Source organism: Allobosea sp. P4_C6, from assembly GCF_056402015.1.
In genome coordinates this window covers 1-24571 of sequence record NZ_JBFUIF010000009.1, presented here as the reverse complement: position 1 = coordinate 24571, position 24571 = coordinate 1, and the positions used below count along the sequence as shown (strand labels likewise).

Sequence of the window (24571 nt, the reverse complement as noted above, 5' to 3'; positions counted from 1 at the left end):
GCTCCACGCGCTGGGACGGACTCTCTACGTGTCAATTAGGGACGGGTTGGGGCGGGCGCAACCGGTGCCGCCGTCGCCGGGGTACGCGGTTCCTCTGCCGGGGCGTCGGTGGCTTCCTCCGCCTTCTGCTTTTTCAGCAGGTTCTTGATGAAATCGGCGTTGACGTCCTGCGGCAGCATCCCGATCAGCGAGCGGCCGGTTTCCTCCAGCATGGGCTTGGCCTTGGCGTCCTTCGCCCAGACCGGCATCTTCTCGCTGCCGACCAGCGCCGCGAAGAAGAGGTAGCCGATCACCGCCAGCAGCAGGCCGCGCGCCGCGCCGAAGACGAAGCCGAGCGTGCGATCGAGCGCGCCGATGCGCGAGTCGAGCACGAAGTCGGAAACCCGCGCCGTCACCAGCGATACGACGATCAGCGTGGCGAGGAACAGCGCGGCTATCGAGGCGACGAGCGCGATCGTGTCCTGCGCCGAACTCGCTGGAATATACTGCTTCACGAAAGGCACGAGTTGCGGGTGGAAGACCCAGGCGACTGCCGCGGCAGCAACCCAGGAGGCGATCGCAAGCACTTCGCGCGTGAAGCCGCGCACGGCCGCGAGCAAAGCCGAGATCAGAACCACGCCGATGACGACGAGATCGAGAATGGTTACAGGCATGGAAGGGCCGCTTTGCTATGGTCTGGTGCCGGCCAGCCTGAGATAAGGTGGCCGTTTCGGCTTTGCTATACGCGTTCCAGGCCTCTGCGTCACCCTTTCGGCGAAGTCATTTCACATCTCTGCGAGGTGCGCGCGCCGCGATATCGGCAACGAGTTCCGTGACATGGCTGAAACGGCGCAAGCTGAGGCCGTTGCCGTCGCCGTGGTCCGCGCCGCCAGACGGCATCAGCGCCGCCTCGAAGCCGAGCTTCGCCGCCTCCCTGAGTCGGGCCGCCGCGACCGAGACGGGCCGCATCGCGCCCGACAGGGCGATCTCGCCGAAATAGACGGATTCCTGCGGCAGGATGGCTCCCGTCAGCGAGGAGACGAGCGCCGCCGCCACCGCGACATCGGCGGCCGGCTCGTTGACGCGCAGGCCGCCGGCGACGTTGAGGTAGACATCATGCTGGCCGAGCCTGAGGCCGCCATGCGTTTCCAGCACGGCCAGCACCATGGCGAGGCGGCTGTTCTCCCAGCCGACCACGGCGCGTCGCGGCGTGCCTAGAGCGGTCGGCGCGACCAGCGCCTGGATCTCGACCAGCACGGGCCGCGTGCCCTCGATGCCGGCGAAGACGGCCGCGCCCGGCGCCGGCTGATCCCGGCCTGCGAGGAAGAGCGCCGAGGGATTCGTCACCTCCGACAACCCCTTGCCGGTCATCTCGAAGACGCCGATCTCGTCGGTGGCGCCGAAGCGATTCTTCTGGCCCCGCAGGATGCGGAAGGAATGCGCTCCTTCTCCTTCGAACGACAGCACGGCGTCGACCATATGCTCGACCACGCGCGGCCCGGCGATCTGGCCGTCCTTGGTGACATGGCCGACGAGGATCAGGCAGGCGCCGCTGGTCTTGGCGTAGCGGATCAGCGCCTGGGCCGAGCCGCGCACCTGCGTCACGGTGCCCGGCGCGCTCTCGACCTCGCCCGACCACATCGTCTGGATCGAATCGATGACCACGAGGGCAGGGCGCTGGCCCTGCCCGAGCGTCGCGACGATGTCCTCGACATTGGTCTCGGCTGCCAGATCGACCGGCGCGTCGGCCAGGCCCATCCGCTCGGCCCTGAGGCGCACCTGGCCGGTCGATTCTTCGCCGGAGACATAGACGACACGCTGGCCGCCGAGTGCGAGCGCCGCGCAGGCCTGCATCAGCAGCGTCGACTTGCCGATGCCGGGGTCGCCGCCGATCAGCAGCACCGAGCCCGGCACGAAGCCGCCGCCGGTGACGCGGTCGAGCTCACCGATGCCGGAGACGATGCGCGGCGCGTCCTGCGTCTCGCCCTTCAGCGTCTCCAGCGCGAAAACGCGACCACGCGCCCGCCCGCTAGAGGGGCGGCCGCCGCCGGGAACTGGCGCCGCCTGCGCCTCCTCGACCAGCGAGGACCATGTTCCGCATGCGTCGCATTTGCCCTGCCAGCGGTGATAGACTGCGCCGCAGGCTTGGCAGTGATAGGTCGGAGCGCGCTTGGCCATCAGTGAGGCTCCGTCGTCATTCCGGGGCATCGCGCAGCGATGAGCCCGGAACCCAGAACCGATGCCCGCATTCGTCTTGGCATCGCCATTGCCGCTCGTCTTGAAACCGCATCAGTTCTGGGTTCCGGGCTCGCGCCTGCGGCGCGCCCCGGAATGACGGCGGTGGCGGTCACGCGCTCAAAGCCCCACATACCGCCGCGCATAACGGCGGCCGAGGCTGGTCAGGATCTCGTAGCCGATCGTCTTGGCGCCAGCGCCAACGGCTTCGAGGTCGAGCGCGCCGCCGATCAGCGTCACGTTCGCCCCGCGCTGCGCGGCAGAGGCCGGCGCGTCGCTGACGTCGATGATGATAAGGTCCATCGAGACGGAGCCGACGAAGGGGCAGACGACGCCGTCGAGGAGCGCCGATCCGCCGGCGAGGCTGTCTGTCCAGCTGCCGTTGCGCGGGTAGCCGTCGGCATAGCCGAGGCAGATGGTCGCGAGCTTGCGCTTCCCCTTGGCCGTCCAGCGACCGTTATAGCCGACCTGCGTGCCACCCTCGACCTCTCGAACCTGGATGATGCGCGCCTGCAGCCCGATCACCGGCTGCATCGGGTTCGGCTGCCCGGGCGTGGGGTTGCCGCCATAGAGGGCATAGCCCGGCCGCGTCAGCTGGTAGGACGGACAACCTTCGAGGAAATGGCCCGAGGAGTTCTTCAGCGAGGCCGGAATGCCGGGCAGGGCAGCCGTGATCTCGGCGAAGGCTGCGATCTGGCGGGCATTGGCCGGATCGGTCTCGACCTCCGACGACGCGAAATGGCTCATCACCAGGCCGATATCGGCCGCCGCGATCACGCCGGATTTCTCGCGGGCGAGATTGAGCCCTTCCCCGGCCCAGAGTCCGAGCCGGTTCATTGCCGTGTCGACATGCAGTGCCGCTGGCCGGACCTTCGCGCCCGTCTGGCGGAAGGAGGCCCACTCGAGCAGTTCCTCATGCGAGCCGAGCACCGGCGACAGGCCATGCTGCGCATAGACGTCGCAATTGCCCGGCAGCAGCCCGTTCAGCACGTAGATCGTGGCTTCCGGCGCGACGCTGCGCGCGCGGATGCCCTCCGAGACATGCGCGACGAAGAAGCTGCGGCACCCCGCCCTGGCGAGAGCCGTCACGGCAGGTTCGATGCCGATGCCGTAGGCGTCGGCCTTGACCACCGCGCCTGCCTCCGTGCCGGCGCGCTCGCCGAGGAGGCGCCAGTTCGAGACGAGTGCGGCGAGGTCGATGGTCAGGGTCGCGCCATAGGCGCCGGAAACAGGCGTGTCGAAAGGCATTATTCGCGGTCCGGAATGCGGAGTTCGTCGGCGCGGTCGGAGAAGCGCGTGACATCGGCGTCGAACTGGAGGGCGATCGTTCCGGTCGGGCCGTGGCGCTGCTTGCCGATGATCAGTTCGGCGACGCCATGTGCCGCCTCCATCTCGATCTGCCACTTGTTGTGGTCTTCGGTGCCGGGGCGCGGCTCCTTGCCCTTGAGGTAGTATTCCTCCCGGTAGACGAACATCACCACGTCGGCGTCCTGCTCGATCGAGCCGGATTCGCGCAGGTCCGAGAGTTGCGGGCGCTTGTCGTCGCGGCTCTCGACCTGGCGCGAGAGCTGGGAGAGCGCGATGATCGGAACCGAGAGCTCCTTCGCCAGCGCCTTCAGGCTGGTCGTGATCTCGGTTAGCTCCTGCACGCGGTTCTGGCTGTTCTTGGAAGAACCGGAGAGCAGCTGGAGATAGTCGATGAAGAGGACATCCAGCCCCTTCTGCCGCTTGAGCCGCCGGGCGCGGGCGACGAGCTGCGCGATCGAGATGCCGCCGGTCTGGTCGATGTAGAGCGGGATACGCTCAATCTGCGCCGCGACGTCGGTCAGCCGGGCAAAATCGGCCTCGGTGATGCGGCCCTGCCTGATCTTGTAGGAGGAGATGCCGGACTGCTCGGCGACGATACGGGTCGCGAGCTGGTCGGACGACATTTCGAGCGAGAAGAAGGCCACGACGCCGCCGTCGACCGTCTTGATCGTCCCATCCGTCTGGCGCTCGCCGCGCCAGGCCTTGGCGATGTTGAAGGCGATATTGGTGGCGAGCGATGTCTTGCCCATGGCCGGACGGCCGGCCAGCACGATGAGGTCTGAGGGCTGCAGGCCGCCCATGCGCTGGTCGAGGTCGCGCAGGCCCGACGAGATGCCGGAGAGGCCGCCGGCGCGCTGATAGGCGCTGGCCGCCATGTCGATGGCGAGCCGGAGCGCTCCGTCGAATTTCTGGAAACCGCCCTCGTAGCGGCCCTTTTCCGCCAGCTCGTAAAGCTTGCGCTCGGCATCCTCGATCTGTTCGCGCGGCGCCATCTCGACCGGAGCGTCATAGGCGACGTTGACGAGGTCCTCGCCGACGCCGATGAGCAGGCGGCGCACCGCGAGGTCGTAGATCGTGCGTCCGTAATCGCCGGCGTTGATGACGGTCGTCGCCTCGGCGGCGAGGCGGGCGAGGTACTGGCTCGGCGTGATGTCGCCGAGGTCGAGGTCGTTGACGAAGGTCTTGAGCGTGATCGGCGTGGCGAGCTTGCCAGCGCGAACCATGCTGGAGCTCAACTCGAAGACGCGCTGGTGGATCGGCTCGAAGAAATGGTCCGGCAGCAGGAAGTCGGAGACGCGGTAGAAGGCGTCGTTGTTGACCAGGATCGCGCCTAGAAGCGCCTGCTCGGCCTCGATGTTGTGAGGCTGGACGCGATAGTCCGCCTCACGATTTTCGAGGCGTGCGACGAGGGCTGTAGCGGGGGCCATGACCGTCCCGATAAATCAATGCTGATTGAAAATTCAAGTCGACAACCGGCCGCACCAGCACGCACCCGCGGCCATGTCGAGGGGGCAGTAGTCCACTACTCTGCCAATTTGCGCCAGCAGTGTTCCCCGCAGTTCACAGCTGCTCAAAAAGAAAGGCGCCGTGTTGCCACGGCGCCCTTGACTCACTTGGGGAGCTGCAAGGCTCAGCGATCGTCGTCGCCGGCCTCGGCCAGCGCCGCGCCGACCTCGAGGCCGAGATCGTCGAGATCGAACTCCTCCCGGGCGGTGACGTTCTCGCCGGCGGCCTGACGGTGAGCTTCCTCAGCCGAGCGGGCGACGTTGACGGTGACGGTGACCGAAACTTCCGGATGCAGCACGACCGGGACGGTGTGCAGGCCGAGCGTCTTGATCGGGGTGTTGAGCGTCACCTGGCCGCGCGCGACGTGGAAGCCGTCCTTGGTCAGCGCCTCGGCGATGTCGCGGGTCGAGACCGAGCCGTAGAGCACGCCGGACTCGCCGGACTGGCGCAGGATGATGACGCTCTGGCCGTTCAGGCGCTCGGCGACCGCGTCGGCCTCGGACTTCAGCTCGAGGTTGCGGGTCTCGAGCTCGAGCTTCTGGCTCTCGAAGCGCTTCTTGTTCTCCTCGGTGGCGCGCAGGGCCTTGCCGCGGGCGAGCAGGTAGTTGCGGCCGAAGCCGTCGCGCACGCGCACGACTTCGCCCATCTGGCCGAGCTTGGCGACGCGTTCGAGCAGGATCACTTCCATGGGTCTTCTCCTTCAGGTCTTTTTAGTCAGGTTTCAGGATTGGGTAGGCGGAGGCGGCAGCACGACCCGCTTGCGCAGGCCGAGAAGCGTATCGATCAGGCCGGCGACCGCGAGCAGCGGCGTCAGCACGGCCTGCATCACCACGAGCGCGACGTAGACCGAGATCAGCATCGGCAGCCGCCAGGGGCGGCCGCGCGAAATGTCGTGCAGAAGGCAAAGCCCGCTGAACATGAAGGCGGCGAGCAGCGCGCCGACGAGAGCCGTCGCGGCCACGCCGATGAAGCCGCCGGCCGCGGCGGCGACGGCCGCCGCGATCAGGAGCAGCAGCGCCTGCCGCGGCAGGGAGGCCGACGGGATAAAGGGCCAGGGGCGCGGCAACCGGTCCGACATCTTCACGGTGCGCGCCGCCAGCCAGAGATTGGCGGTGATGGTGGTGACGAAGGAGGCGCCGATGCCGAGCGGCACGGCCGGAGCCAGGCTCTGCGCGAGCTCCGGCACCTTGATGTCGGCGGGCAGCGTGATCAGCTGGCCGCGCACCATCTCGTTCAGCAGGTTCTCGATCATGCGCGCGATCACCTTGCTGTAGGTGTCGTAGTCGGTGGTCATCACCAGCGCGCTGCCGACGGTGGCGAGCGCAGCGGTCGCTGCGATCCAGAGCAGAAGGTTGCCGAGCGGATACCACTCGACCTTGCCCTGGCTATCGCCGCGGGCGAGCAAAGCGAGATAGGCGATCCACCAGGCCGGAAGCCCGATGATGAGGGCGAAGGCGATGCCGCCCGTCGGGGCGAGCGCAACGGCGACGGCGAGCGCGCCCGCGGCCGTGGCGAATAGCCCGGAGCGGTGGTTCCAGCCGAGGGATGCGATGAAGATCGGGAGGGGGGCAGCTGAATACAGCAATGCGGCCAGCGGCGATCCGGTGATCACCACTGAGAAGAGCAGGGCCGAAACGAGGCCCGCGCCGATGCCGACAATCGGAATCATCCGTCCGTCCTGCTGTCCCGCTGCTCGCTGGCCATCTTTCGGCATCCGGTTCTTCCGAAAAGTGGTTTCCACTTTTCGGGCCCGATGCCTTGGCCCGGCAGGGTGAGAGGCTCCTGGCCTCAACGAACCCGGTGGAGTCTCACCGCCGGGCGACTGATTGAACTTGAAAACGAAATCCGGAGGCGCCGGGCGCCTCCGGAAAGAGCGTCACCCGCTCAGCGGATGACGTAGGGCAGCAGGCCGAGGAAGCGGGCGCGCTTGATCGCCTGGGCGAGCTCGCGCTGCTTCTTGGCGGAAACCGCCGTGATGCGGGACGGAACGATCTTGCCGCGCTCGGAGATGTAGCGCGAGAGCAGACGGACGTCCTTGTAGTCGATCTTCGGAGCGCCTTCGCCCGAGAAGGGGCAGGACTTGCGGCGACGGAAGAAGGGGCGACGGGCGCCAGCGGATGCAGTCGACATGGATCAAGCCTCCGCTTCGGCGGTTTCGGTCACTTCGTCATCGCGACGCGGACGATCACGGCGCGGGCCGCGCTCGAAACGGTCGCCGCCGCGCTCGCCGCGCTCGTCACGATCACGCTTCTGAAGCATGGCCGACTGGCCTTCCTCGAGCTCCTCGACGCGAACGGTCAGGAAGCGCAGGATGTCCTCGTTGATGCGCATCTGGCGCTCCATCTCCAGCACGGCGGCGGAGGGAGCCTCGATGTTCAGCAGCGTGTAGTGCGCCTTGCGGTTCTTCTTGATGCGGTACCCGAGGGACTTGACGCCCCAGTACTCGACCTTGCGGATGGCGCCGCCATTCGCTTCGATGACGCCCTTGAACTGCTCGACAAGAGCTTCAACCTGCTGCGCGCTGACATCCTGCCGCGCGAGCAGAACATGCTCGTACAATGCCATATGTGGCCTTCCTTGTTTCACCCTGCTTCGCCCGGCGCGGAGCCCTCCGAGCCCTGGATAAGGCCCGACAGGATTTCTTCGAAGGCGGAGACACGGGATGCCGGCCTGAGAAACAAGCCTGCGCGCGTCCATGCGGACATGCGCCATCCGTTCAGCCTCCGGCCGAACAAGCAGGAGGCGGTGGTTACAGTGTCCGGTGCGCCATGGCAACCGGAATCTGCCGGGAAAGGCGGGTCGCGGAGCGGAAAACTCGGGCTCCGTGCTTGACTTGGCGGCAAAACCGATGTGACAGCGCCCGTCATAATATAGAGAAGTTATTAAGGACGAGGCGCCCCACATGACGACAGCGTTCATCTTTCCCGGCCAGGGCTCGCAGGCCGTCGGCATGGGCAAGAGCCTGGCCGAAGCCTTCCCGGCGGCGAAGGCCGTGTTCGACGAGGTCGATGCGGCGCTCTCGCAGAAGCTCTCGGCCGTGATGTGGGATGGTCCGTTGGACGAACTGACGCTGACGGCCAACGCCCAGCCGGCACTGATGGCCGTCAGCCTCGCGGTCGTGCGCGTGCTTGAGAGCGAGGCAGGGCTCGACCTGAAGCGCGACGCCGCCTTCGTCGCCGGCCACTCGCTCGGTGAGTATTCTGCGCTAGCCGCCGCCGGCACCTTCTCCATCACGGACGCTGCCCGGCTGCTGCGCATCCGCGGCGACGCCATGCAGAAGGCGGTTCCGGCCGGGCAGGGCGCGATGGCGGCCCTTCTTGGTGCGGAACTCGATCTGGCGCGTTCGATCGCTTCCGATGCCGCGCAGGGCGAAGTCTGCGAGGCCGCGAACGACAATGGCGGGGGCCAGGTCGTGCTGTCCGGCGCCAAGGCCGCGGTCGAGCGGGCGATTGCTCTGGCTGGCGAGCGCGGCGTCAAGCGCGCCATGCTGCTGCCGGTTTCCGCTCCGTTCCATTGCGCCCTGATGCAGCCGGCCGCCGATGCGATGCGAGAGGCCCTTGCAAAGGTCGCGATGCAGGCTCCGGTGGTGCCGGTCGTGGCCAATGTCGGCGCGGCGCCCCTGAGCGATCCGGAGGCGATCCGGGCTTCGCTCGTCGCGCAGGTCACAGGTACGGTGCGCTGGCACGAATGCGTCCAGGCGATGGCGGCTGCGGGCGTCACCAATTTCGTCGAGCTCGGCAGCGGCAAGGTGCTCGCCGGCCTGGTCAAGCGTATCGTCGCAGGCTCGGCGCCGGTCTCGATCGGCACGGCGGAGGACATCGCGGCTTACAAGGCCCGCAACGCCTGAGGGCGAGGGCCCAGAACGGGCAATAACGGCAGGACGCCGAAAAAAGGGAGCGAACATGTTTGATCTGACCGGCCGCAAGGCCCTGGTCACCGGCGCTACCGGTGGCCTTGGCGGAGCCATTGCGCGAACCCTTCATGCGCAGGGCGCGAGCATCGCGATCTCCGGCACGCGCGCGGAAGCGCTGGAGGCTCTGGCGGCCGAGCTCGGCGAGCGCGTCGTCGTGGCGCCCTGCAACCTCTCCGACAAGGATTCGGTCGAGGCGCTGGTGCCGGCGGCCGAGGAAAAGCTCGGCGGGCTCGACATCCTCGTCAACAATGCCGGCATCACGCGCGACAACCTGTTCCTGCGCCTGAAGGACGAGGACTGGGACAGCGTTATCGCGGTCAATCTCACGGCTGCCTTCCGCCTGTCGCGCGCCGCCGTGAAGTCGATGATGCGCAGGCGCTACGGCCGAATCGTCTCGATCGGCTCCGTCGTCGGTACGATGGGCAATCCGGGCCAGGGCAATTACGCAGCCGCCAAGGCCGGTCTGATCGGCATGTCGAAGGCGCTCGCGGCCGAGGTCGCAAGCCGCAACATCACCGTCAACGTGGTCTCGCCGGGCTTCATCGAGTCGCCGATGACGCAGGCGCTGAACGACAAGCAGCGCGAGGGCATTCTTTCGGACGTGCCGATGGGGCGGCTGGGTGCCGGTACGGATATCGCAGCCGCCGTCGCCTATCTCGCCAGCGCGGAAGCCGGCTACGTGACCGGGCAGACGCTGCACGTCAACGGCGGAATGGCAATGATATAAGCGTGTTAGAGCCAATTCTGGATTGGTTCTGATAAGTCTACGGCGCTCTCGCCAGCCTCGAAAGGGTATGTTAACTAGCGCCGTCGCGCTGCCGTCCGGTAAGCCGAGGGGACTTGACGAAACCTTGGTTGTTGCGTTTGTGCAGGCTTCGAGCTTTCCGGATCGCGGGCATCGTCACGATGGCGCGGTGGCTGGGAATGAGGTCCATAATACGCGTCGCGTCCCTGCGATGCGTTTTCAGTTTCTAAGGAAGAGACTCATGAGCGATGTCGCCGAGCGCGTGAAGAAGATCGTGGTCGAGCACCTCGGCGTCGAGCCCGAGAAGGTCGTCGACGGCGCCAACTTCATCGAAGACCTGGGCGCGGACAGCCTCGACACCGTCGAGCTCGTGATGGCCTTCGAGGAAGAGTTCGGCGTCGAGATCCCGGATGATGCGGCCGAGACGATCGTGACGGTCGGCGATGCCGTGAAGTTCCTCTCGTCGAAGAGCGCCTGATCGGCCCCAAGGGCTGATCGACGCAGAAAGCATCATGGCTTCTCGCAGTTTTCCGATGCGACGCGTTGTCGTGACCGGACTCGGCATGGTGACGCCGCTCGCCTGCGGCGTCGAGCCGAGCTGGGCGCGTCTGCTTGCCGGCGCCAGCGGCGCCGGCCCCATCACCAGCTTCGACGCCAGCGACCTGCCGGCGCGGATCGCCTGCAACATCCCGCGGGGTGACGGCAGCGACGGGACCTTCGATCCCGACCAGTGGATGGAGCCGAAGGAGCAGCGCAAGGTCGACGATTTCATCGTCTTTGCGATGGCGGCCGCCACGCAGGCGCTGAGCGATGCCGGCTGGAAACCGGAAAGCTACGAGGACCAGATCAGGACCGGCGTCGCCATCGGCTCCGGCATCGGCGGGCTCGGCGGCATCTACGAGGCCTCGCTCCTGCTCAAGGAGCGCGGCCCGCGCCGGCTCTCGCCGTTCTTCATCCCCGGCCGCCTAAGCAATCTGGCCGCCGGCTATGTCTCGATCGAGCATGGCCTCAAGGGGCCGAACCACGCCGTGGTCACGGCCTGTTCGACCGGCGCCCATGCCATCGGCGACGCCTCGCGCATGATCGCGCTCGGCGATGCCGAGGTGATGGTCGCAGGCGGCACCGAATCGGCGATCAACCGCATCGGCATCGCGGGCTTCTGCGCCTGCCGGGCGCTGTCGACCGGCTTCAACGACACGCCCGAGAAAGCCTCGCGTCCCTATGACAAGGATCGCGACGGCTTCGTGATGGGCGAAGGTGCCGGCGTCGTCGTGCTCGAGGAACTCGAGCACGCGCTGGCCCGCGGCGCGAAGATCTATGCCGAGGTGGTCGGCTATGGCATGTCGGGCGACGCCTACCACATCACCTCGCCTTCCGAGGATGGCGACGGCGCCTATCGCTGCATGCAGGCGGCACTGGACCGTGCCGGCATCACGGCGGGGGATCTCGACTACATCAACGCCCACGGCACCTCGACGCCGCTCGGCGACGAGATCGAGCTGCGTGCGGTGGAGCGCCTGCTGTCCAATGCGCCCAAGCGCCCCTCGATGTCCTCGACCAAATCGGCGACCGGGCATCTGCTCGGCGCGGCCGGCGCGATCGAGGCGATCTTCACGATGCTGGCGATCCGCGACCAGATCGCGCCGCCGACGATCAATCTCGACAACCCTTCGGTCGAGACCGATATCGACCTCGTGCCGCATGTCGCGCGCAAGCGCGAGATCGATTACGCCCTGTCGAATTCCTTCGGCTTCGGCGGCACCAACGCCTCGCTCGTCATGCGGCGCTACCAGCCCGACGGCTGATCGGCAGGGAATAGCGCCGTTTTGCCATAATGTTGGGTAGAGTGGGGCGCCTACGTGGGCGAATGCGCGATTCCGCGTTCACAGCCACGAGGAAACCGGTTCTAATGCAGCGGTTTCAAATCTGATGCGCTCGGTGCCACGGTTGTCCGGGCGCCCGGTCGTGTCGAGATATTCTACCTTATGCTGCGAGCGTCTTGATCGTGAATGATACGCCCCGCGTCGCCCCGAAGAGTCCGAGCGAGGCCCTCAAGCCCGTAGCGCCGCCGGCGCCGCCGCCCAAGGTGCGTCGCCGCCGTCGAAGCCCCTTCCTGTCGATGCTGAGCGGCCTGTTCACGGTTGCCCTGGTCGGCGCGGGGGTCGTCGGCGCGGGCATCGCAATCGTCTCCAACCAAAGCAAGGCACCGGGCCCGCTCGCCGGCGACCGCGTCCTCATCATCCCCAAGGAAAGCGGGCTGACCGAGATCGCTGAGTTGCTGCAGCGCGAGGGTCTGATCGAGCACCCGCTGAGCTTCCGCGTCTCCGCGATCATGGGCGGCGACTGGCACAAGCTCCAGGCCGGCGAATACCTGTTCAAGGCCCGCGTCAGCCCGCAGGAGATCCTCGATATCATCTCCAGCGGCAAGGTGGTCGAGCATTCGATCACCGTCCCCGAAGGGCTGACGAGCGAGCAGATCGTGGCCCGCCTGCGCGACAATGAACTGCTGACCGGCGAGGTCGCCCAGGTGCCCAAGGAAGGCTCGATCCTGCCCGACACCTATCGATTCCCGCGCGGTTTTTCGCGGCAGGCGATCATCGATCGCATGGCGCGCGACCAGCGCGTGGTCCTCGGCCGGATCTGGGAGCGGCGCCCCGCCGATCTGCCGATCAAGACGCCGGCGGAGCTCGTGGTTCTCGCCTCGATCGTCGAGAAGGAGACCGGCCGCGCCGATGAGCGTCCGCGTGTCGCGGGCGTCTTCATCAACCGCCTGAACCAGAAGATGAAGCTGCAATCCGACCCGACGATCGTCTACGGCCTCGTCGGCGGCAAGGGCACGCTCGGCCGCCCAATCCAGCGCAACGAGATCACGCAGGCGACGCCCTACAACACCTATGTCATCAGCGGCCTGCCGCCGGGGCCGATCGCCAATCCCGGCCGCGCCGCGATGGAGGCGGTGGTCAACCACTCGCGGACGAAGGACCTCTACTTCGTCGCCGATGGCAGCGGCGGCCACGCCTTCGCCGAGTCGCTGGACCAGCACAACCGCAATGTCGGCCGCTGGCGCCAGATCGAGACCACGCGCGGCCAGCAGCAGGGCGGCAAGCCGTCAACCGAATCCGTCGACAAGGTCGAGCCGCCCCCGTCTCCGGACAACCGCACCGAGGCGCCGGCGACGACGCAGCCGGCCGCCGATGGCGCCGGCGTTCCCGTGGCTCAGCCGGCCGGTGCCCTGGCCGGGACCCGCGCACGCGCTTTCGACGCCTCGGAGGGCACGGCGCGCGATCCGCTGCTCAACAAGAGCTTCGATCTGAACTCGCCCAAGCAGGTGCCGCAGCTCAAGCCCTGAGCGGCGGCCCTGATCGCAGGCGCCATCCCCATTTTCCGCCATGGCGGCGCTTGCCCCCTTTGGAACGCGCCACTACGGTCCCGCCGCATCACAAGGGAGGCGGCGACAGGCCATGGCCATCGAAAGCATGACGGGCTTTGCCCGCGCCGCCGGCACCGCCGGCATCCATGGCTGGGCCTGGGAAATCCGCAGCGTCAACGGGCGTGGGCTCGATCTGCGCGTTCGGGTCCCGCCCGGCTTCGAAATCCTGGCCGAGGCGGCGCGCAAGCGGCTGGCCGGCGCCTTCTCCCGCGGCACCCTCCACGTCAATCTGGCCGTGACCAGCGATGCGGGGCCGGCACGCCCGCGTGTCAATGAAGCTGTTCTCGCCGCCCTTCTACAGGCGATCGAGCGGTTGCCGCCGGCCGCCGGTATCAATCCGCCCTCCTATGACGGCCTGCTCGGCATTCGCGGCGTCGTTGAATTCGCTGATGAGGCGCAGGACGCTCTGGGCTCCGTCGATGCTCCGGCGCTGGCAGGGTTGGAGGCGGTATCCCTTGCCCTGAAGGAAGCGCGAGCTTCCGAGGGCCGCGCGCTCGAAGCGATCGTCCTTGGCCATCTCGAAACCATCGCCCGGCTGGCAGGCGAGGCCGAGCGGCATCCGGCCCGCAGCGGCGACGCGATCCGGGCGCGCATCGCCACGCAGGTCGAGGCGTTGATGGTGGCCAACAATGGCTTCGATCCCCAGCGCCTGCATCAGGAGGCAGCGCTGATCGCGGTCCGCGCCGATATCCGCGAGGAGATCGACCGGCTGCACGCACATGTCGCCGCGCTGCGTGAGCTGTTGGCCAAGGGCGGCCCGATCGGCCGCAAGCTCGATTTCCTGGCCCAGGAATTCGGCCGCGAGGCCTCGACGCTCTGCGCCAAGGCCAATGATCCCGGCCTGTCGCGCATAGGCCTCGAATTGCGCACGGTCGTGGACCAGATGCGCGAGCAAGTTCAGAACGTGGAGTGAGCCTCGATGGCTGAAACCGTCCGTCCGGCCCGGCGCGGCCTGATCATGATCATGTCGTCGCCGTCGGGCGCGGGGAAGTCGACGCTGACCCGCACGCTCTCGAAATCTCCGAACGAGACGAATCTCGACCTGTCTATCTCGGTGACGACGCGCCCGAAGCGTCCTTCCGAGATCGACGGCGTGCACTACCACTTCATCGATCGCGAGACCTTCGACGAGATGCGCCAGCGCGATGAGCTGCTGGAGTGGGCCGAGGTGCACGGCAATGGCTACGGAACCCCGCGCAAGCCGGTCGAGAACTCGCTGAAAGCCGGCCGCGACGTGCTCTTCGACATCGACTGGCAGGGCACGCAGCAGATCCTCGAGAAGGCGCGCGAGGACGTCGTTTCGATCTTCATCCTGCCGCCCTCGATGGCCGAGCTGCGCTCCCGCCTAGTCCGGCGGGCGGAGGATGCGCCCGAGGTGATCGCCAAGCGCCTCGCCAATGCGCGCGAGGAGATCGCGCGCTGGACGGTCTACGACTACGTCATCGTCAATGACGATCTCGAGAAGGCCTATGAGGCGGTTCGTTCGATCCTGGCTTCCGAGCGCCTCAAGCGCAGCCGTGCCACGGGATTGGCAGCCTTCGTCGAGGGACTGCTGACCGAGCAGCTCTGAACGGCGCCCTGGCCAGCGCTGGAGCGTGCTGATTTTGCACGGAACCACGCCGTCATCCCGGGCTTGACCCGGGATCCATCCCGGAGCCTATCCGGCGGATCGTCGGGCATGGATCCTGGATCTGCGCTTCGCGCCGTCCGGGATGACAAGTCTTTCCACCAAAACGCAGCAGGCTCTAGATCGCAGCCAAGGCGTTCGCCAGCCGCACGAAGCCGGAGACCGGAATCTCCTCGGCCCGCGCCGTCTCGTCGAGGCCGGCGGCGGCGATGATCGGGGCCGGATCCGACAGGACCGCCTTCAGGCTCTGCCGCAGCATCTTGCGCCGTTGGCCGAAGGCCGCGAGCGTGACGCGTTCGAGCAGGCGCCGGTCGCAGGGCTCAGGGTGCTCGCGCGGGATGAGCTGGACGATCGACGAGGTGATCTTGGGCTGCGGTACGAAGGCGCTGCGCGGCACGTCGAACAGGATCTTCGTTTCGCAGCGCCAGTTCGACAGCACGGCAAGGCGGCCGTAATCCGCGCGCTCCTCTGGCGAAGCCACGATCCGCTCCGCGACCTCGCGCTGGAACATCAGCGTGAGCGAACGCCACCAGGACGGCCAGGGCTCGAGGCTGAGCCAACCGACCAGCAGCGGCGTGCCGATGTTGTAGGGCAGGTTGGCGACGATCTTCGCTTTCTGACCTCGGAGGTGCGGCGACAGGTCGACCGCGAGAGCATCGCCGTCGATGATGTCGAGCCGCCCCGGATAATAGGCGGCGATCTCGGCTAGCGCCGGCATGCAGCGCCGGTCGCGCTCGATCGCGATCACCCGTCCAGCCCCGTTCGCGAGCAGCGCCCGAGTCAGCCCGCCGGGGCCGGGTCCGATCTCCACGATGGTCTCGCCTTCGAGCGGCCCGGCCGCCCGGGCGATCCGGCTCGTCAGGTTGAGATCGAAGAGAAAGTTCTGCCCGAGCGCCTTCTGCGCCATCAGGCCGTGGCGCTCCACCACCTCGCGCAGTGGCGGCAGGTCGTCGATCTGGCTCATGCCGCTTCCGCCGGTGTTTGGGTCTCTGCCATGCGCGCTGCGAGCTTAAGGGCCGCACAGAGGCTGTCGGGACGTGCGATGCCCTTTCCGGCGATGTCGAAGGCCGTGCCATGGTCCGGCGACGTTCGGATGAATGGCAGGCCGAGCGTGACATTCACGCCTTTGTCGAAGGCGATCGTCTTGATCGGGATCAGCGCCTGATCGTGATACATTGCCAGCGCCGCATCGTAACCGGCCCGTGCGCGGGCGTGGAACATCGTATCGGCCGGATACGGGCCGCGCGCATCGATTCCCTCTGCCCGCAGCTCGGCGATGGCCGGAGCGATGATCTTCATGTCCTCGTCGCCCATCGCGCCGTTCTCGCCGGCATGGGGATTGAGGCCACTGAAGGCGAGACGCGGCGTGGCGATGCCGAAGCGGGCTGTCAGCTCGGCCGCGACGATCCGCGCCGTCTCGACGATGAGCTGGGTCGTCAGCAATTCCGGCACGCGGCGCAGCGCCTCGTGGATCGTGACCGGCACGACCGCGAGTTCATCGCACCAGAGCATCATCACCGGCCGCGGCTCGACACCGCCATCCGCCGCGAGATGAGCGAGATATTCCGTATGGCCGGGATGCCGGAAGCCGGCCTGGTAGAGCACCGATTTGGCGATCGGATTGGTCACGACGGCGCCGGCCTTTCCCGTCCTGACCGCAGCGACGGCGTGGTCGATCGAAGCGATCGTGGCCGGTGCGGTGGCCGGATCAGGCGTGCCGGGCGTGACGGCAATACCGCTGTCGAGGGCGATGACCGGAAGGGCATCCGCAAACGTCTCGTTGACTTCATGCCAGTCGCAGATCCGCAGCGGGACCTGCCATCCCAGGCCATCGGCGGTCTGGGCAAGATGGCCGGGGCTGGCGATGCAGGCGAAGGGCGGCAGGTTGCGCTCCCGGCGTTCGAGCCAGGCCCGCAAGGCGAGTTCCGGTCCGATGCCGGCCGGATCGCCCTGTGTCAGCGCGAGGGGCAAGGACGGCAAGGGCAAACTCCGCGCGTCGGAAGGGGAACTCGGGCCGCCGTGGGGGCCCGGAGTATTACTGGCCGACGCCGTCGCCCGTGGTGGAGGTGCCGCCGAGGTTCTGCTGGTAGCTCAGTTCGCCCAGCGTGCGCAGCTCGAGACGGAACATGACGGTGCGGGTGTCCTTGGTCGCCCCCGCCTGCCGGTCGGCATAGCTCTGCGAATAGCTGATGTCGAAGATGGTGCACTCGTCGGTGTAGTTGATCCCGAGCGAGGTCGAGGCGGTCTGGAGCGGACCGGTGTTGGGATAGACCGGCATCGCCGCCACGGCCGGTGCCGCCAGATAGGAGGCATAGGCATCGCGATAGCGCTCGCGGTCGTATTTATATTTGTCCAGATCGAACAGCACGCCGGCCCGCAGGCGCCAGTTTTCGGCGACGCGGAGCGAACCATTGAGAGATAGGCCCTCGCGCCGGCGGGAGATGCCGAGATCCGGCTGCGGCTCGTAGCGGCCATAGCCGACCGAGGCCGAGATGATGCTGTTCGAATAGGTCGCTGCGGCATCGATCCGCTGCGCCTCGAATGTTGTCGCATTCAGACGGGCGGCGCCGGTCAGGAAGAAGCCCTGGAACGGGGAAATCTGAGCGCGGGTGACGATGTCCGAGCTGTCCGTATCGAGGCCGGAATTGAGACCGGTATTGAGGAGGTCGCTGATCGGGAAGGAATTGCGGCCGCCGAGCTGGAAGGACTGGCCCACCAGGAAATTGGCGAATGCGTCCTTGCCGAACCGCCCAGTATAGAGCGCGCCGACATTGGCGCGGCTGCCGCCCTCGACACGATCGTAACCGGAGAACTTGCTGCTCCACTCGAACAGGTTCGTCGCGTCGAAGACGAGGCTCTGGGCATCTTCGTTGGCGATGCGCAGGCTGTTGGTTTCGTTCGGCCGCGCCACGATCTGGGCGACGGGCTCGATGATATGCGTGCCCCAGCCCGTCTTGGCGACGAAGGGGTAGCGATACATCAGGCCGATGGCCGGCATGGCGCGCCCGAAAACCTCGTCGGAGGTATCCGCGATCGTCGCGACGCGCGAATTGATGACGCCGCTGGTATCGGGATTGATCGAGAAGATGTCGGCCCGCAGCGAGGCGTAGGGCGTCCATATTTGCCCGAGTGGGTCGATGAAATTGCGCCGCCAGGCCACCTGTGCCGTCGCGCGCGAAACATTGCCGGCGAGGCCGCGGACCAGGCAGGTGTTTTTCTGATAGACGGCGCAGCCGTCATAGAGCGAATAGCTCGGCGTCGTGATCAGATAGGTCTTCTGCTGCGGCAATTCCGAGAAGGCTGCCGTGTTTCGAGTCAGGCTCGTGACGTTGACGCTGAAGTCGAGCTCGCCGCCGAGAAAGGACGGCTTGTGGATGCGCTTGTCGTAGTCCAGCACCGGCAGCACGACGGGCTGCTGCTTCTGCCAGTCCTGATAGTTGAGGGGCTGGAAATAATAGCCGCGCAGGTCAAACCACGCGGTCGCGCTCTGGCCGTTCAGATAGGCCGTCGAGATCGATTCCTGTAGATAGGTGGTGCTGCTCAAGCTCTCGTTGCGGATGCGATAGTTCTTGTAGAACCAGCGATCCGTCGACATCGAGGCGTTCCAGCCGAACGTCCAGCTCTGATTGATGAAGAACTTGCCGTTCGTCTCGACCGAGCCGCGGAACTCCTTGTCGCGCGGGCCCAGCGGGCTAGCCAGGAACGCATCCTTGTCTTGCTGGAAGATCCCGGAGGCGCGGATCGCATAGGAGCCACTCACCAGGCGATGGCGCCATTCCGCCTGGCCGAGCACGCCCTGACGGGTCAGGAAAGTCGGCGTCAGCGTCAGATCGTAGTTCGGCGCGAGATTGAGGAAATAGGGCAGTCCGACGCCGAATCCGAGCGCCGAGGTGTTAATGAACTTGGGCGACAGGAAGCCGGACTTCCGCTTCACCGTCGAATCCGGGCCCGACATATAGGGCAGATAGGCCATCGGGATGCCGGCGAATTCCAGCCGTGCGTCCTCGTAGTAGATCGTCTGCTCGGACTTCTTGTGGATGATCCGGGCGGCGCGCACCTGCCAGAGCGGCGGACGCTCCGGGTTGTCCTTGCAGGGCTCGCAGGCKGTGTAGATGCCCTTCTCGAAGACGAAGGTCTCGCCGTCGGTGCGCTCGGCGCGCGGCGCCGAGAAACGGGTCCGATCGGGGTTCACGACTCGCAGGGAATCGATGAAGCCGTCGCGGAAATCGTCGGTCAGGTTGAACTTGTCGCCGGTGATGACCGTGCCGTTGGTTTCGGTGATGCGGGCGTTGCCGACGGCGATGACGCGCTTGCTGGCCTGGTCATAGACAACGCGGTCGGCCTCGATCGTGCGGCCCTGATACAGGATCTGCACATCGCCGACGGCTGCGACCGTCTTCTTGTCGTTGTCGTACACGAGCTCGCGCGCGTCGACGACCATCCGGTCCTGCGGCTTGGCGGCGGCCGCAGGCGCGGGCTGCGAGCCGGCAGCCCGATTCTGGGCATAGGCCGGCCCGGCCAGCAGATAGGCAAGGCTGGAGGCGAGAGCGGTCGCCGCAGCAAAGCGTGCCACGCGATTCACCGCCAAAACCATCCGTTAAACCCAAAATTAACCATAGGCACAGTACGATTCACCCGTCTTCCTGATGGAGGAGGGCGAGGGCTCCCAGCATTGTCCCCAATGCAGCTGGCAGCCACGCCGCGACGATCGGATTGACGATTCCCGACGATCCGAGTTCCTCCGACAGTTGTGTCGCAACATAGAGCACGAACCCGGCCGCGACGCCACCTATCACCAACTTGGTGACGCCACCAAACCGGAAAAATCTTAAGGAAACGGATGCGGCCACCAGGACCATGGCGATCAGCAGCAGCGGGCGTGCCATAAGCGCCTGATACCGCAGTTCGTATGGGGTTGTGTCGAGGCCGGCGCGCTGCGTGCGGTCGATGACCGCAGGCATCGACCAGAAGCCCACCGCATCGGGTGGCGTGAAGCTCTGGCGCATCTGTTCCGGCTCCAGGGTCGTCGCAACCATGTAGCTCGCGAAATTCTGTGGCTGTTCCGAGGCCGACGTCGTGCGCGCGTCGCTGAGTTCCCAGTTTCCGGGGCGCAGCACGGCCTGCCGTGCATCGATCCGCTCCTTGAAGGAGCCATCCGGATTGAAGATGAAGAACGTCACCTGCGAAAGGCCGTCCTCTTCGGGCAGGGCGCCGCCGGCGCGGATGATGGCCTGGCCATCGACGCTGCGCTGCCGCAGCCAGATATCCTGGGCCGCCCCGGTCTTGCCGCTCGCACGGACGAACAAGCGTGTCTCGAGGGCTGTCGCCTTGCGCTTCAGATCCGCGGCGAGGGGGTTGTAGATCATGATCGAAATCAGGCCGACCACGCCTGCGACGGCGGCGGCGGGCTGCAGGAACTGCCAGGCGGAGACGCCGACCGAGCGAGCGACCACCAGCTCGAGCTTGCGGCTCAACGTGAGCAGCGCGAACATCCCGCCGAACAATGCGGCAAAGGGGAAGATCTGCTCGGCGACCGCCGGGGCGCGAAATAGCGCGAGCTGAACGATCCGCGGCGTGGTGGCGATCGGCGAATCGCCGGCGCGGCGCATCAGCTCGACGAAATCGAGCGTGCCGATCAGGAAGAAGAAGGTGCCGAAGACGCTGAGGATCGCGCGGGCGAAGCGCTTCGTCAGATAGCGGCCGAAGGTCGAGAAGAGCAGCATCACGCGCGCCGGAAACGAGCCGCAAGACCGGCGAGTGGCAAGGTCAGAGGGGCAGCGAGGCGCGCCAGGAAGGGCCGCAGTCGCTCGCCGTAGAGAATGAAGGCCGTCGCCAGAACGATGGCGGCAATCGGCAGGATATAGAGCAGGGCCGCTGCGAAGGGCGAGCGTACGCTTGCGGTCCAGGCGGCGTAGGCGGCGATGCGTGTCGCGCCGACGATCATGATCGCGGCCTGGATCGCCAGCGCCCGTCCTTGGCGCGTGGTGCGCGCTTCGCCGATCGCCGCGAAAGCAATCAGCATGAAGGCAAACGGATAGAGCGGCGCCGACAGGCGGTTATGCAGCTCGGCCCGGAACCGGCCTTCCTGGATCTTGTAATAGTTTTCGTTCGGATCCTGGTTCAGGAGCTGCCAGGTCGAGCGTTCACGCGGCTTGTAGATCACCTTGTCGCCGTCGGCTTCGCCGGGGCCGCCGCTCGGATCGCCGGTCAGCGCCGAGAGGTTCAGCGCATAGCGCTCGAACGAGATGATCGAGGTCGTGGTGGTGTTCTTGGTTTCACGCTGGATGGTGCCTTTCTCCAGCATCAGGAAGCTCTGTCCTTCCGCCTCCACCGTCCGCCCGCGCTCGGCAAGATAGATCGAGGGCTGCGCCGGGTCGCGACGGTCCTGCATGAAGATGCCGACCAGCGAGTCGCCGGCCTTTTCGCGATAGTGGAAGGTCACGCCGGAATCGAGCGAGACGAACTGTCCCTCCTTCACGACGTTGGCGACGAAGTCGGCCCGGATCAGCGTGATCAGGTCGCGCAGCATACGGAAACTCGTCGGCATCACGGAAATGCTCATCCAGGCGACGACGATCGCCGTGATCGCGGTCAAGGCGAGGAACGGCCGGGTGATCCGGTGGGGCGCCACGCCGGCGGCGTTCATCACGATCAGCTCGGAATCGCCGTTGAGCTTGTTGAGCGTATAGAGCGTCGACATGAACAGCGCGACAGGCGCGATGCCGGCGATCAGGGCCGGCAAGGACAGCAGCGTGACCGTCAGGAAGATCAGCACCGTCTGGCCCTTGCCGGTGATCAGATCGACCTCGCGAAGGGCCTGCGTGACCCAGATGACACCTGTGAGACCGAGCAGCAGCACGATCGCCGCGCCCGCCGCAGTCTTCAGGATGTATCGGTCGAGGCGGTTGAGCAGCACGCGTCGCTTCCGGCAGGCGGGGAGTTTAGAGACTTCCCGAGGTGGTTCGTCGGACACTCCCTATGGTATAGCCGCGTCCCCGGCGCAAACGGGAATCGTTTGGGGTCGGCCTTACCGGTGTCCTTCCCACGCACTTGTCGCAAGATTGTGAGCGGATCATGTCGCAACGCCTGAAGCTCGAGATCAAAGCCCCCGCCGCCGTTGAAGGGCAGGATCTCGTGATCCTGGTCTCGGATCGGCTCGCCTTGCCGCGTGCGGCCGAAACCGCTGCGGGCGAGGCGGCGCAGACGCTGCTGACGCGAGCCGCGCGGGCCGAGCGCTTCAAGGGGAAGGCCTATGCCGGCCTGACCTTGCCCGCTCCGGAAGGGTCCGCCTACGAGCGACTGATCGTCGTCGGCGTCGGCAGCGAGGACGACCAGGGCGAGCTGGATTTCGTCAGGCTCGGCGGCGCCATCGCCGGCCGGCTCGGCGCGGGCCGCACGGCGGAGATCGTCCTGGCGTTGCCTGCCGGCGCGATCGAGGCGCGGCAGGGTGCCGAGCTGGCGCTTGGCCTGAAGCTGCGGGCGTATGCGTTCGATCGCTACAAGACGAAGACCAAGGACAAGGACGAGGCCGAGCCGACTGCGGTGACGCTGCGCGCCGCCGATCCGGCTGCGCTCAAAAAGACGGTGAAGGCGGCAGACGCCATCGCCGGCGGCGTCGTGCTGGCACGCGATCTCGTGAACGAGCCGCCGAACGTGCTCTATCCCGAGGAATTCGCCGACCGGGCCGCCAAGCTGAAGAAGCTCGATGTCGAGGTCGAGATCCTCGACGAGAAGGATCTGAAGAAGATCGGCATGCGCGCGCTGCTCGGCGTCGGGCAGGGGTCGCGGCGCGAGAGCCGCGTCGCCATCATGCGCTGGAACGGAGCCGGCAAGGACGAGAAGCCGGTCGCCTTCGTCGGCAAGGGCGTGACCTTCGACACCGGCGGCATCTCGCTGAAGCCCGGTGCCGGCATGGAGGATATGAAGGGCGACATGGCCGGCGCGGCCTGCGTCGTCGGCCTCATGCATGCGCTTGCCGCCCGCAAGGCCAAGGTCAACGCGATCGGCGTGATCGGCCTCGTCGAGAACATGCCTGATGGTAACGCCCAGCGCCCGGGCGACATCGTCACCTCGCTCTCGGGCCAGACCATCGAGATCATCAATACCGACGCCGAGGGCCGGCTCGTCCTCGCCGACGTGCTCTGGTACACGCAGGAGCGCTTCAAGCCGCGCTTCATGATCAACCTGGCGACGCTGACCGGCGCGATCCTCGTTGCGCTGGCGCAGGAGAATGCCGGCCTGTTCAGCAACAATGACGAGCTTTCCAAGCGTTTGACGGCCGCCGGAATCGCCACCGGCGAGACGGTCTGGCGCATGCCGCTCGGCAAGGCCTACGACAAGATGATCGATTCGAAGTTCGCCGACATGAAGAACTCGGCCGGGCGCTATGCGGGCTCGATCACCGCGGCGCAGTTCCTGCAGCGCCATGTCAACGATACGCCCTGGGCGCATCTCGACATCGCCGGCACAGGGATGGCCGCGAAGGACAGCGAGATCAACCGGTCCTGGGGCCCGGGCTGGGGCGTGCGCCTGCTCGACCGGCTGGTCGCCGACCACTACGAAGGCTGACGTGGTTGCCTCGTCGTTCTCAGATCGAACCGCTGCCGTCATCCCGGACGGAGCGAAGCGAAGATCCCGGGGCAAGCCCGGGATGACGGCGAGGGTTTCACATAAGGGCAGAGCATTCCACGGAGGACCGTCTCTGGTGTTGATGGAGAACGGTTTCGATGGCTGAAATCCTGTTCTTCCATCTGCAGTCCCGCCCGCTTGAGCAGGTCCTGCCGACGATTCTCGACCGGGCGTTGTCGCGTGGCCAGAAGGTCGTCGTCGAGGTCTCCAGCCAGGAGCGGCTGAGCGTGGTCGACGATCACCTGTGGAGCTACGCGGATGACAGCTTCCTGCCGCATGTCACGGCGATGGAGGCGGATGCGGCGCAGAATCCGGTGGTCGTCACCACGCAGCCGCATAACCCCAACGCCGCGCAGGTGCGGGTCTGCGCCGATGGTGTTCGCATTCCCGACGCAATGCAGGAATACGAGCGCGTCGTTCTGATATTCGACGGAGACGATCCCGAGGCGCTCACCGCTGCCCGCGAGGATTGGAAGAAGGCCAAAGCCTCGGGCCATGCCGCCAGCTACTGGCAGCAGGACGACGCCGGCCGCTGGGAGAAGAAAGCGTGAGACTGCCTGTTCTGTTTGTCTGCGCCGCGACGCTCGCGGGCTGCTCGGTCGATATGGGCGGTTTCGCCTTCCAGTCTGAAACCAAGGGTGGCGTCACCACCACGACGACCAGCAGCGCCAGCGCCGGCATCTCGACGCAGGAGCCCGTTCTGACTCCGGAAGGCGAATGCAGCGTCGGCGCTTCGCTCGACCCCTCGACGCGCCCGTTGCCGAAGGAGATCGCGCCCGGCATCACCGAATGCGAGCTGGTCAAGCTCAAGGGCACGCGCCCGACCGACGTGCTGGTCGGCGAGAGCGGCAAGGGCCAGCGCGAGGTCCAGGTGCTCTATTCCGAGCCTGGCGGGCGCGAGATTTACATGTTCACCGACAACCGCCTGAGCCGGATCGTCAAGCCGGGGCAGGGGTGAGGCGAAGGGGCGATGCGCTCTCTTGGAATTGGCGATGTCTGCTTTCGAACGGCGGGCTCAACTGATCGCCGCAACACACTCGGCGAACCTCTCGGCTGGGGTTTGATAGAGCAAGGTCTTTCTGGGCCGTTCGTTGAGCTGACGGGCGATGGCGCTGAGCTGGGCCTGGCTTTGCAGGGACAGGTCGGTTCCGTGGGGAAGATACTGGCGCAGGAGCCGGTTGGTGTTCTCGTTCGAGCCAC

The 24571-nt window shown here is 66.5% G+C and carries 24 protein-coding genes; 10 read left to right on the top strand and 14 right to left on the bottom strand.

Annotated features, from left to right (window positions below; all coding sequences use genetic code 11):
• Positions 1-35 precede the first annotated feature (35 nt).
• From AC1DVA_RS08735 to rpsF, 8 genes are all read right to left on the bottom strand, one after another.
• On the bottom strand, positions 36-653 hold the full coding sequence (locus AC1DVA_RS08735; RefSeq protein ID WP_265053593.1) for a CvpA family protein: 618 nt from the start codon (positions 651-653) through the stop codon (positions 36-38).
• A 106-nt stretch (positions 654-759) separates the two neighbouring features.
• Positions 760-2157: a DNA repair protein RadA gene (gene radA, locus AC1DVA_RS08730; RefSeq protein WP_476805618.1), complete on the bottom strand. Its 1398-nt coding sequence runs from the start codon at positions 2155-2157 to the stop codon at positions 760-762.
• Positions 2158-2334: 177 nt separating this feature from the next.
• A complete protein-coding gene (gene alr, locus AC1DVA_RS08725) occupies positions 2335-3462 on the bottom strand; it encodes an alanine racemase (RefSeq protein WP_476805617.1) in 1128 nt (375 codons plus the stop codon).
• On the bottom strand, positions 3462-4949 hold the full coding sequence (locus tag AC1DVA_RS08720; RefSeq protein ID WP_265053590.1) for a replicative DNA helicase: 1488 nt from the start codon (positions 4947-4949) through the stop codon (positions 3462-3464). The genes alr and AC1DVA_RS08720 overlap by 1 nt, the downstream gene beginning before the upstream one ends.
• Positions 4950-5152: 203 nt before the next feature.
• Positions 5153-5716: a 50S ribosomal protein L9 gene (gene rplI, locus AC1DVA_RS08715; RefSeq protein ID WP_265053589.1), complete on the bottom strand. Its 564-nt coding sequence runs from the start codon at positions 5714-5716 to the stop codon at positions 5153-5155.
• Positions 5717-5749: 33 nt separating this feature from the next.
• Positions 5750-6697, bottom strand: coding sequence for a DUF2232 domain-containing protein (locus AC1DVA_RS08710; protein ID WP_476805616.1), 948 nt, complete (start codon positions 6695-6697; stop codon positions 5750-5752).
• A 215-nt stretch (positions 6698-6912) separates the two neighbouring features.
• Complete coding sequence (gene rpsR / locus AC1DVA_RS08705; RefSeq protein ID WP_038367644.1) at positions 6913-7158, bottom strand: 30S ribosomal protein S18; 246 nt, start codon at positions 7156-7158, stop codon at positions 6913-6915.
• A gap of 3 nt (positions 7159-7161) precedes the next feature.
• Positions 7162-7593: a 30S ribosomal protein S6 gene (rpsF, locus tag AC1DVA_RS08700; protein ID WP_265053587.1), complete on the bottom strand. Its 432-nt coding sequence runs from the start codon at positions 7591-7593 to the stop codon at positions 7162-7164.
• Between the two features lie 337 nt (positions 7594-7930).
• Here rpsF and fabD point away from each other — a divergent pair, with 337 nt between their 5' ends.
• The 7 genes from fabD (at position 7931) to gmk (ending at position 14686) form a co-directional block, all read left to right on the top strand.
• Positions 7931-8875, top strand: coding sequence for an ACP S-malonyltransferase (gene fabD, locus AC1DVA_RS08695; RefSeq protein ID WP_476805615.1), 945 nt, complete (start codon positions 7931-7933; stop codon positions 8873-8875).
• A 55-nt stretch (positions 8876-8930) separates the two neighbouring features.
• Complete coding sequence (gene fabG / locus AC1DVA_RS08690) at positions 8931-9668, top strand: 3-oxoacyl-[acyl-carrier-protein] reductase (protein ID WP_476805614.1); 738 nt, start codon at positions 8931-8933, stop codon at positions 9666-9668.
• 259 nt (positions 9669-9927) lie between these two features.
• A complete protein-coding gene (locus tag AC1DVA_RS08685; RefSeq protein WP_055727516.1) occupies positions 9928-10164 on the top strand; it encodes an acyl carrier protein in 237 nt (78 codons plus the stop codon).
• Between the two features lie 55 nt (positions 10165-10219).
• Positions 10220-11491, top strand: coding sequence for a beta-ketoacyl-ACP synthase II (gene fabF / locus AC1DVA_RS08680; protein ID WP_476805613.1), 1272 nt, complete (start codon positions 10220-10222; stop codon positions 11489-11491).
• Between the two features lie 200 nt (positions 11492-11691).
• Positions 11692-13035, top strand: a complete 1344-nt coding sequence (mltG, locus tag AC1DVA_RS08675) for an endolytic transglycosylase MltG (protein WP_265053583.1) — start codon at positions 11692-11694, stop codon at positions 13033-13035.
• A gap of 112 nt (positions 13036-13147) precedes the next feature.
• Positions 13148-14029 (top strand): YicC/YloC family endoribonuclease, encoded by an 882-nt coding sequence (locus AC1DVA_RS08670; protein ID WP_476805612.1) that lies wholly within the window; start codon positions 13148-13150, stop codon positions 14027-14029.
• A gap of 6 nt (positions 14030-14035) precedes the next feature.
• Positions 14036-14686, top strand: a complete 651-nt coding sequence (gene gmk / locus AC1DVA_RS08665) for a guanylate kinase (protein WP_265053581.1) — start codon at positions 14036-14038, stop codon at positions 14684-14686.
• Between the two features lie 175 nt (positions 14687-14861).
• Here the strand turns inward: gmk and rsmA are convergent, their stop codons facing one another.
• Genes rsmA through lptF form a run of 5 tightly spaced genes read right to left on the bottom strand, consistent with a single transcriptional unit; the run spans position 14862 to position 21659 of the window.
• On the bottom strand, positions 14862-15707 hold the full coding sequence (rsmA, locus tag AC1DVA_RS08660) for a 16S rRNA (adenine(1518)-N(6)/adenine(1519)-N(6))-dimethyltransferase RsmA (protein WP_265053580.1): 846 nt from the start codon (positions 15705-15707) through the stop codon (positions 14862-14864).
• Positions 15704-16729: a 4-hydroxythreonine-4-phosphate dehydrogenase PdxA gene (pdxA, locus tag AC1DVA_RS08655; RefSeq protein ID WP_476805611.1), complete on the bottom strand. Its 1026-nt coding sequence runs from the start codon at positions 16727-16729 to the stop codon at positions 15704-15706. The genes rsmA and pdxA overlap by 4 nt, the downstream gene beginning before the upstream one ends.
• 49 nt (positions 16730-16778) lie before the next feature.
• On the bottom strand, positions 16779-19316 hold the full coding sequence (locus AC1DVA_RS08650) for an LPS-assembly protein LptD (RefSeq protein ID WP_476805610.1): 2538 nt from the start codon (positions 19314-19316) through the stop codon (positions 16779-16781).
• A gap of 58 nt (positions 19317-19374) precedes the next feature.
• Positions 19375-20466, bottom strand: a complete 1092-nt coding sequence (gene lptG / locus AC1DVA_RS08645) for an LPS export ABC transporter permease LptG (protein ID WP_476805609.1) — start codon at positions 20464-20466, stop codon at positions 19375-19377.
• Positions 20466-21659 carry an LPS export ABC transporter permease LptF gene (gene lptF / locus AC1DVA_RS08640; RefSeq protein ID WP_265053576.1) on the bottom strand — a complete coding sequence of 398 codons (1194 nt, stop codon included), beginning with the start codon at positions 21657-21659 and terminating at the stop codon, positions 20466-20468. The genes lptG and lptF overlap by 1 nt, the downstream gene beginning before the upstream one ends.
• Positions 21660-21817: 158 nt before the next feature.
• Between lptF and AC1DVA_RS08635 the strand changes: the two genes are divergently transcribed.
• The 3 genes from AC1DVA_RS08635 to AC1DVA_RS08625 all read left to right on the top strand — a co-directional run bounded on the left by AC1DVA_RS08635 (position 21818) and on the right by AC1DVA_RS08625 (position 24329).
• On the top strand, positions 21818-23311 hold the full coding sequence (locus AC1DVA_RS08635) for a leucyl aminopeptidase (protein WP_476805608.1): 1494 nt from the start codon (positions 21818-21820) through the stop codon (positions 23309-23311).
• Positions 23312-23469: 158 nt separating this feature from the next.
• Positions 23470-23922 carry a DNA polymerase III subunit chi gene (locus AC1DVA_RS08630; protein ID WP_265053574.1) on the top strand — a complete coding sequence of 151 codons (453 nt, stop codon included), beginning with the start codon at positions 23470-23472 and terminating at the stop codon, positions 23920-23922.
• On the top strand, positions 23919-24329 hold the full coding sequence (locus AC1DVA_RS08625) for a hypothetical protein (RefSeq protein WP_265053573.1): 411 nt from the start codon (positions 23919-23921) through the stop codon (positions 24327-24329). Before AC1DVA_RS08630 ends, AC1DVA_RS08625 begins: the two co-directional genes overlap by 4 nt.
• Before the next feature lie 57 nt (positions 24330-24386).
• Here AC1DVA_RS08625 and AC1DVA_RS08620 read toward each other — a convergent pair.
• The coding region (locus AC1DVA_RS08620; protein ID WP_476805607.1) for a transposase at positions 24387-24571 on the bottom strand (185 nt) is incomplete at its 5' end.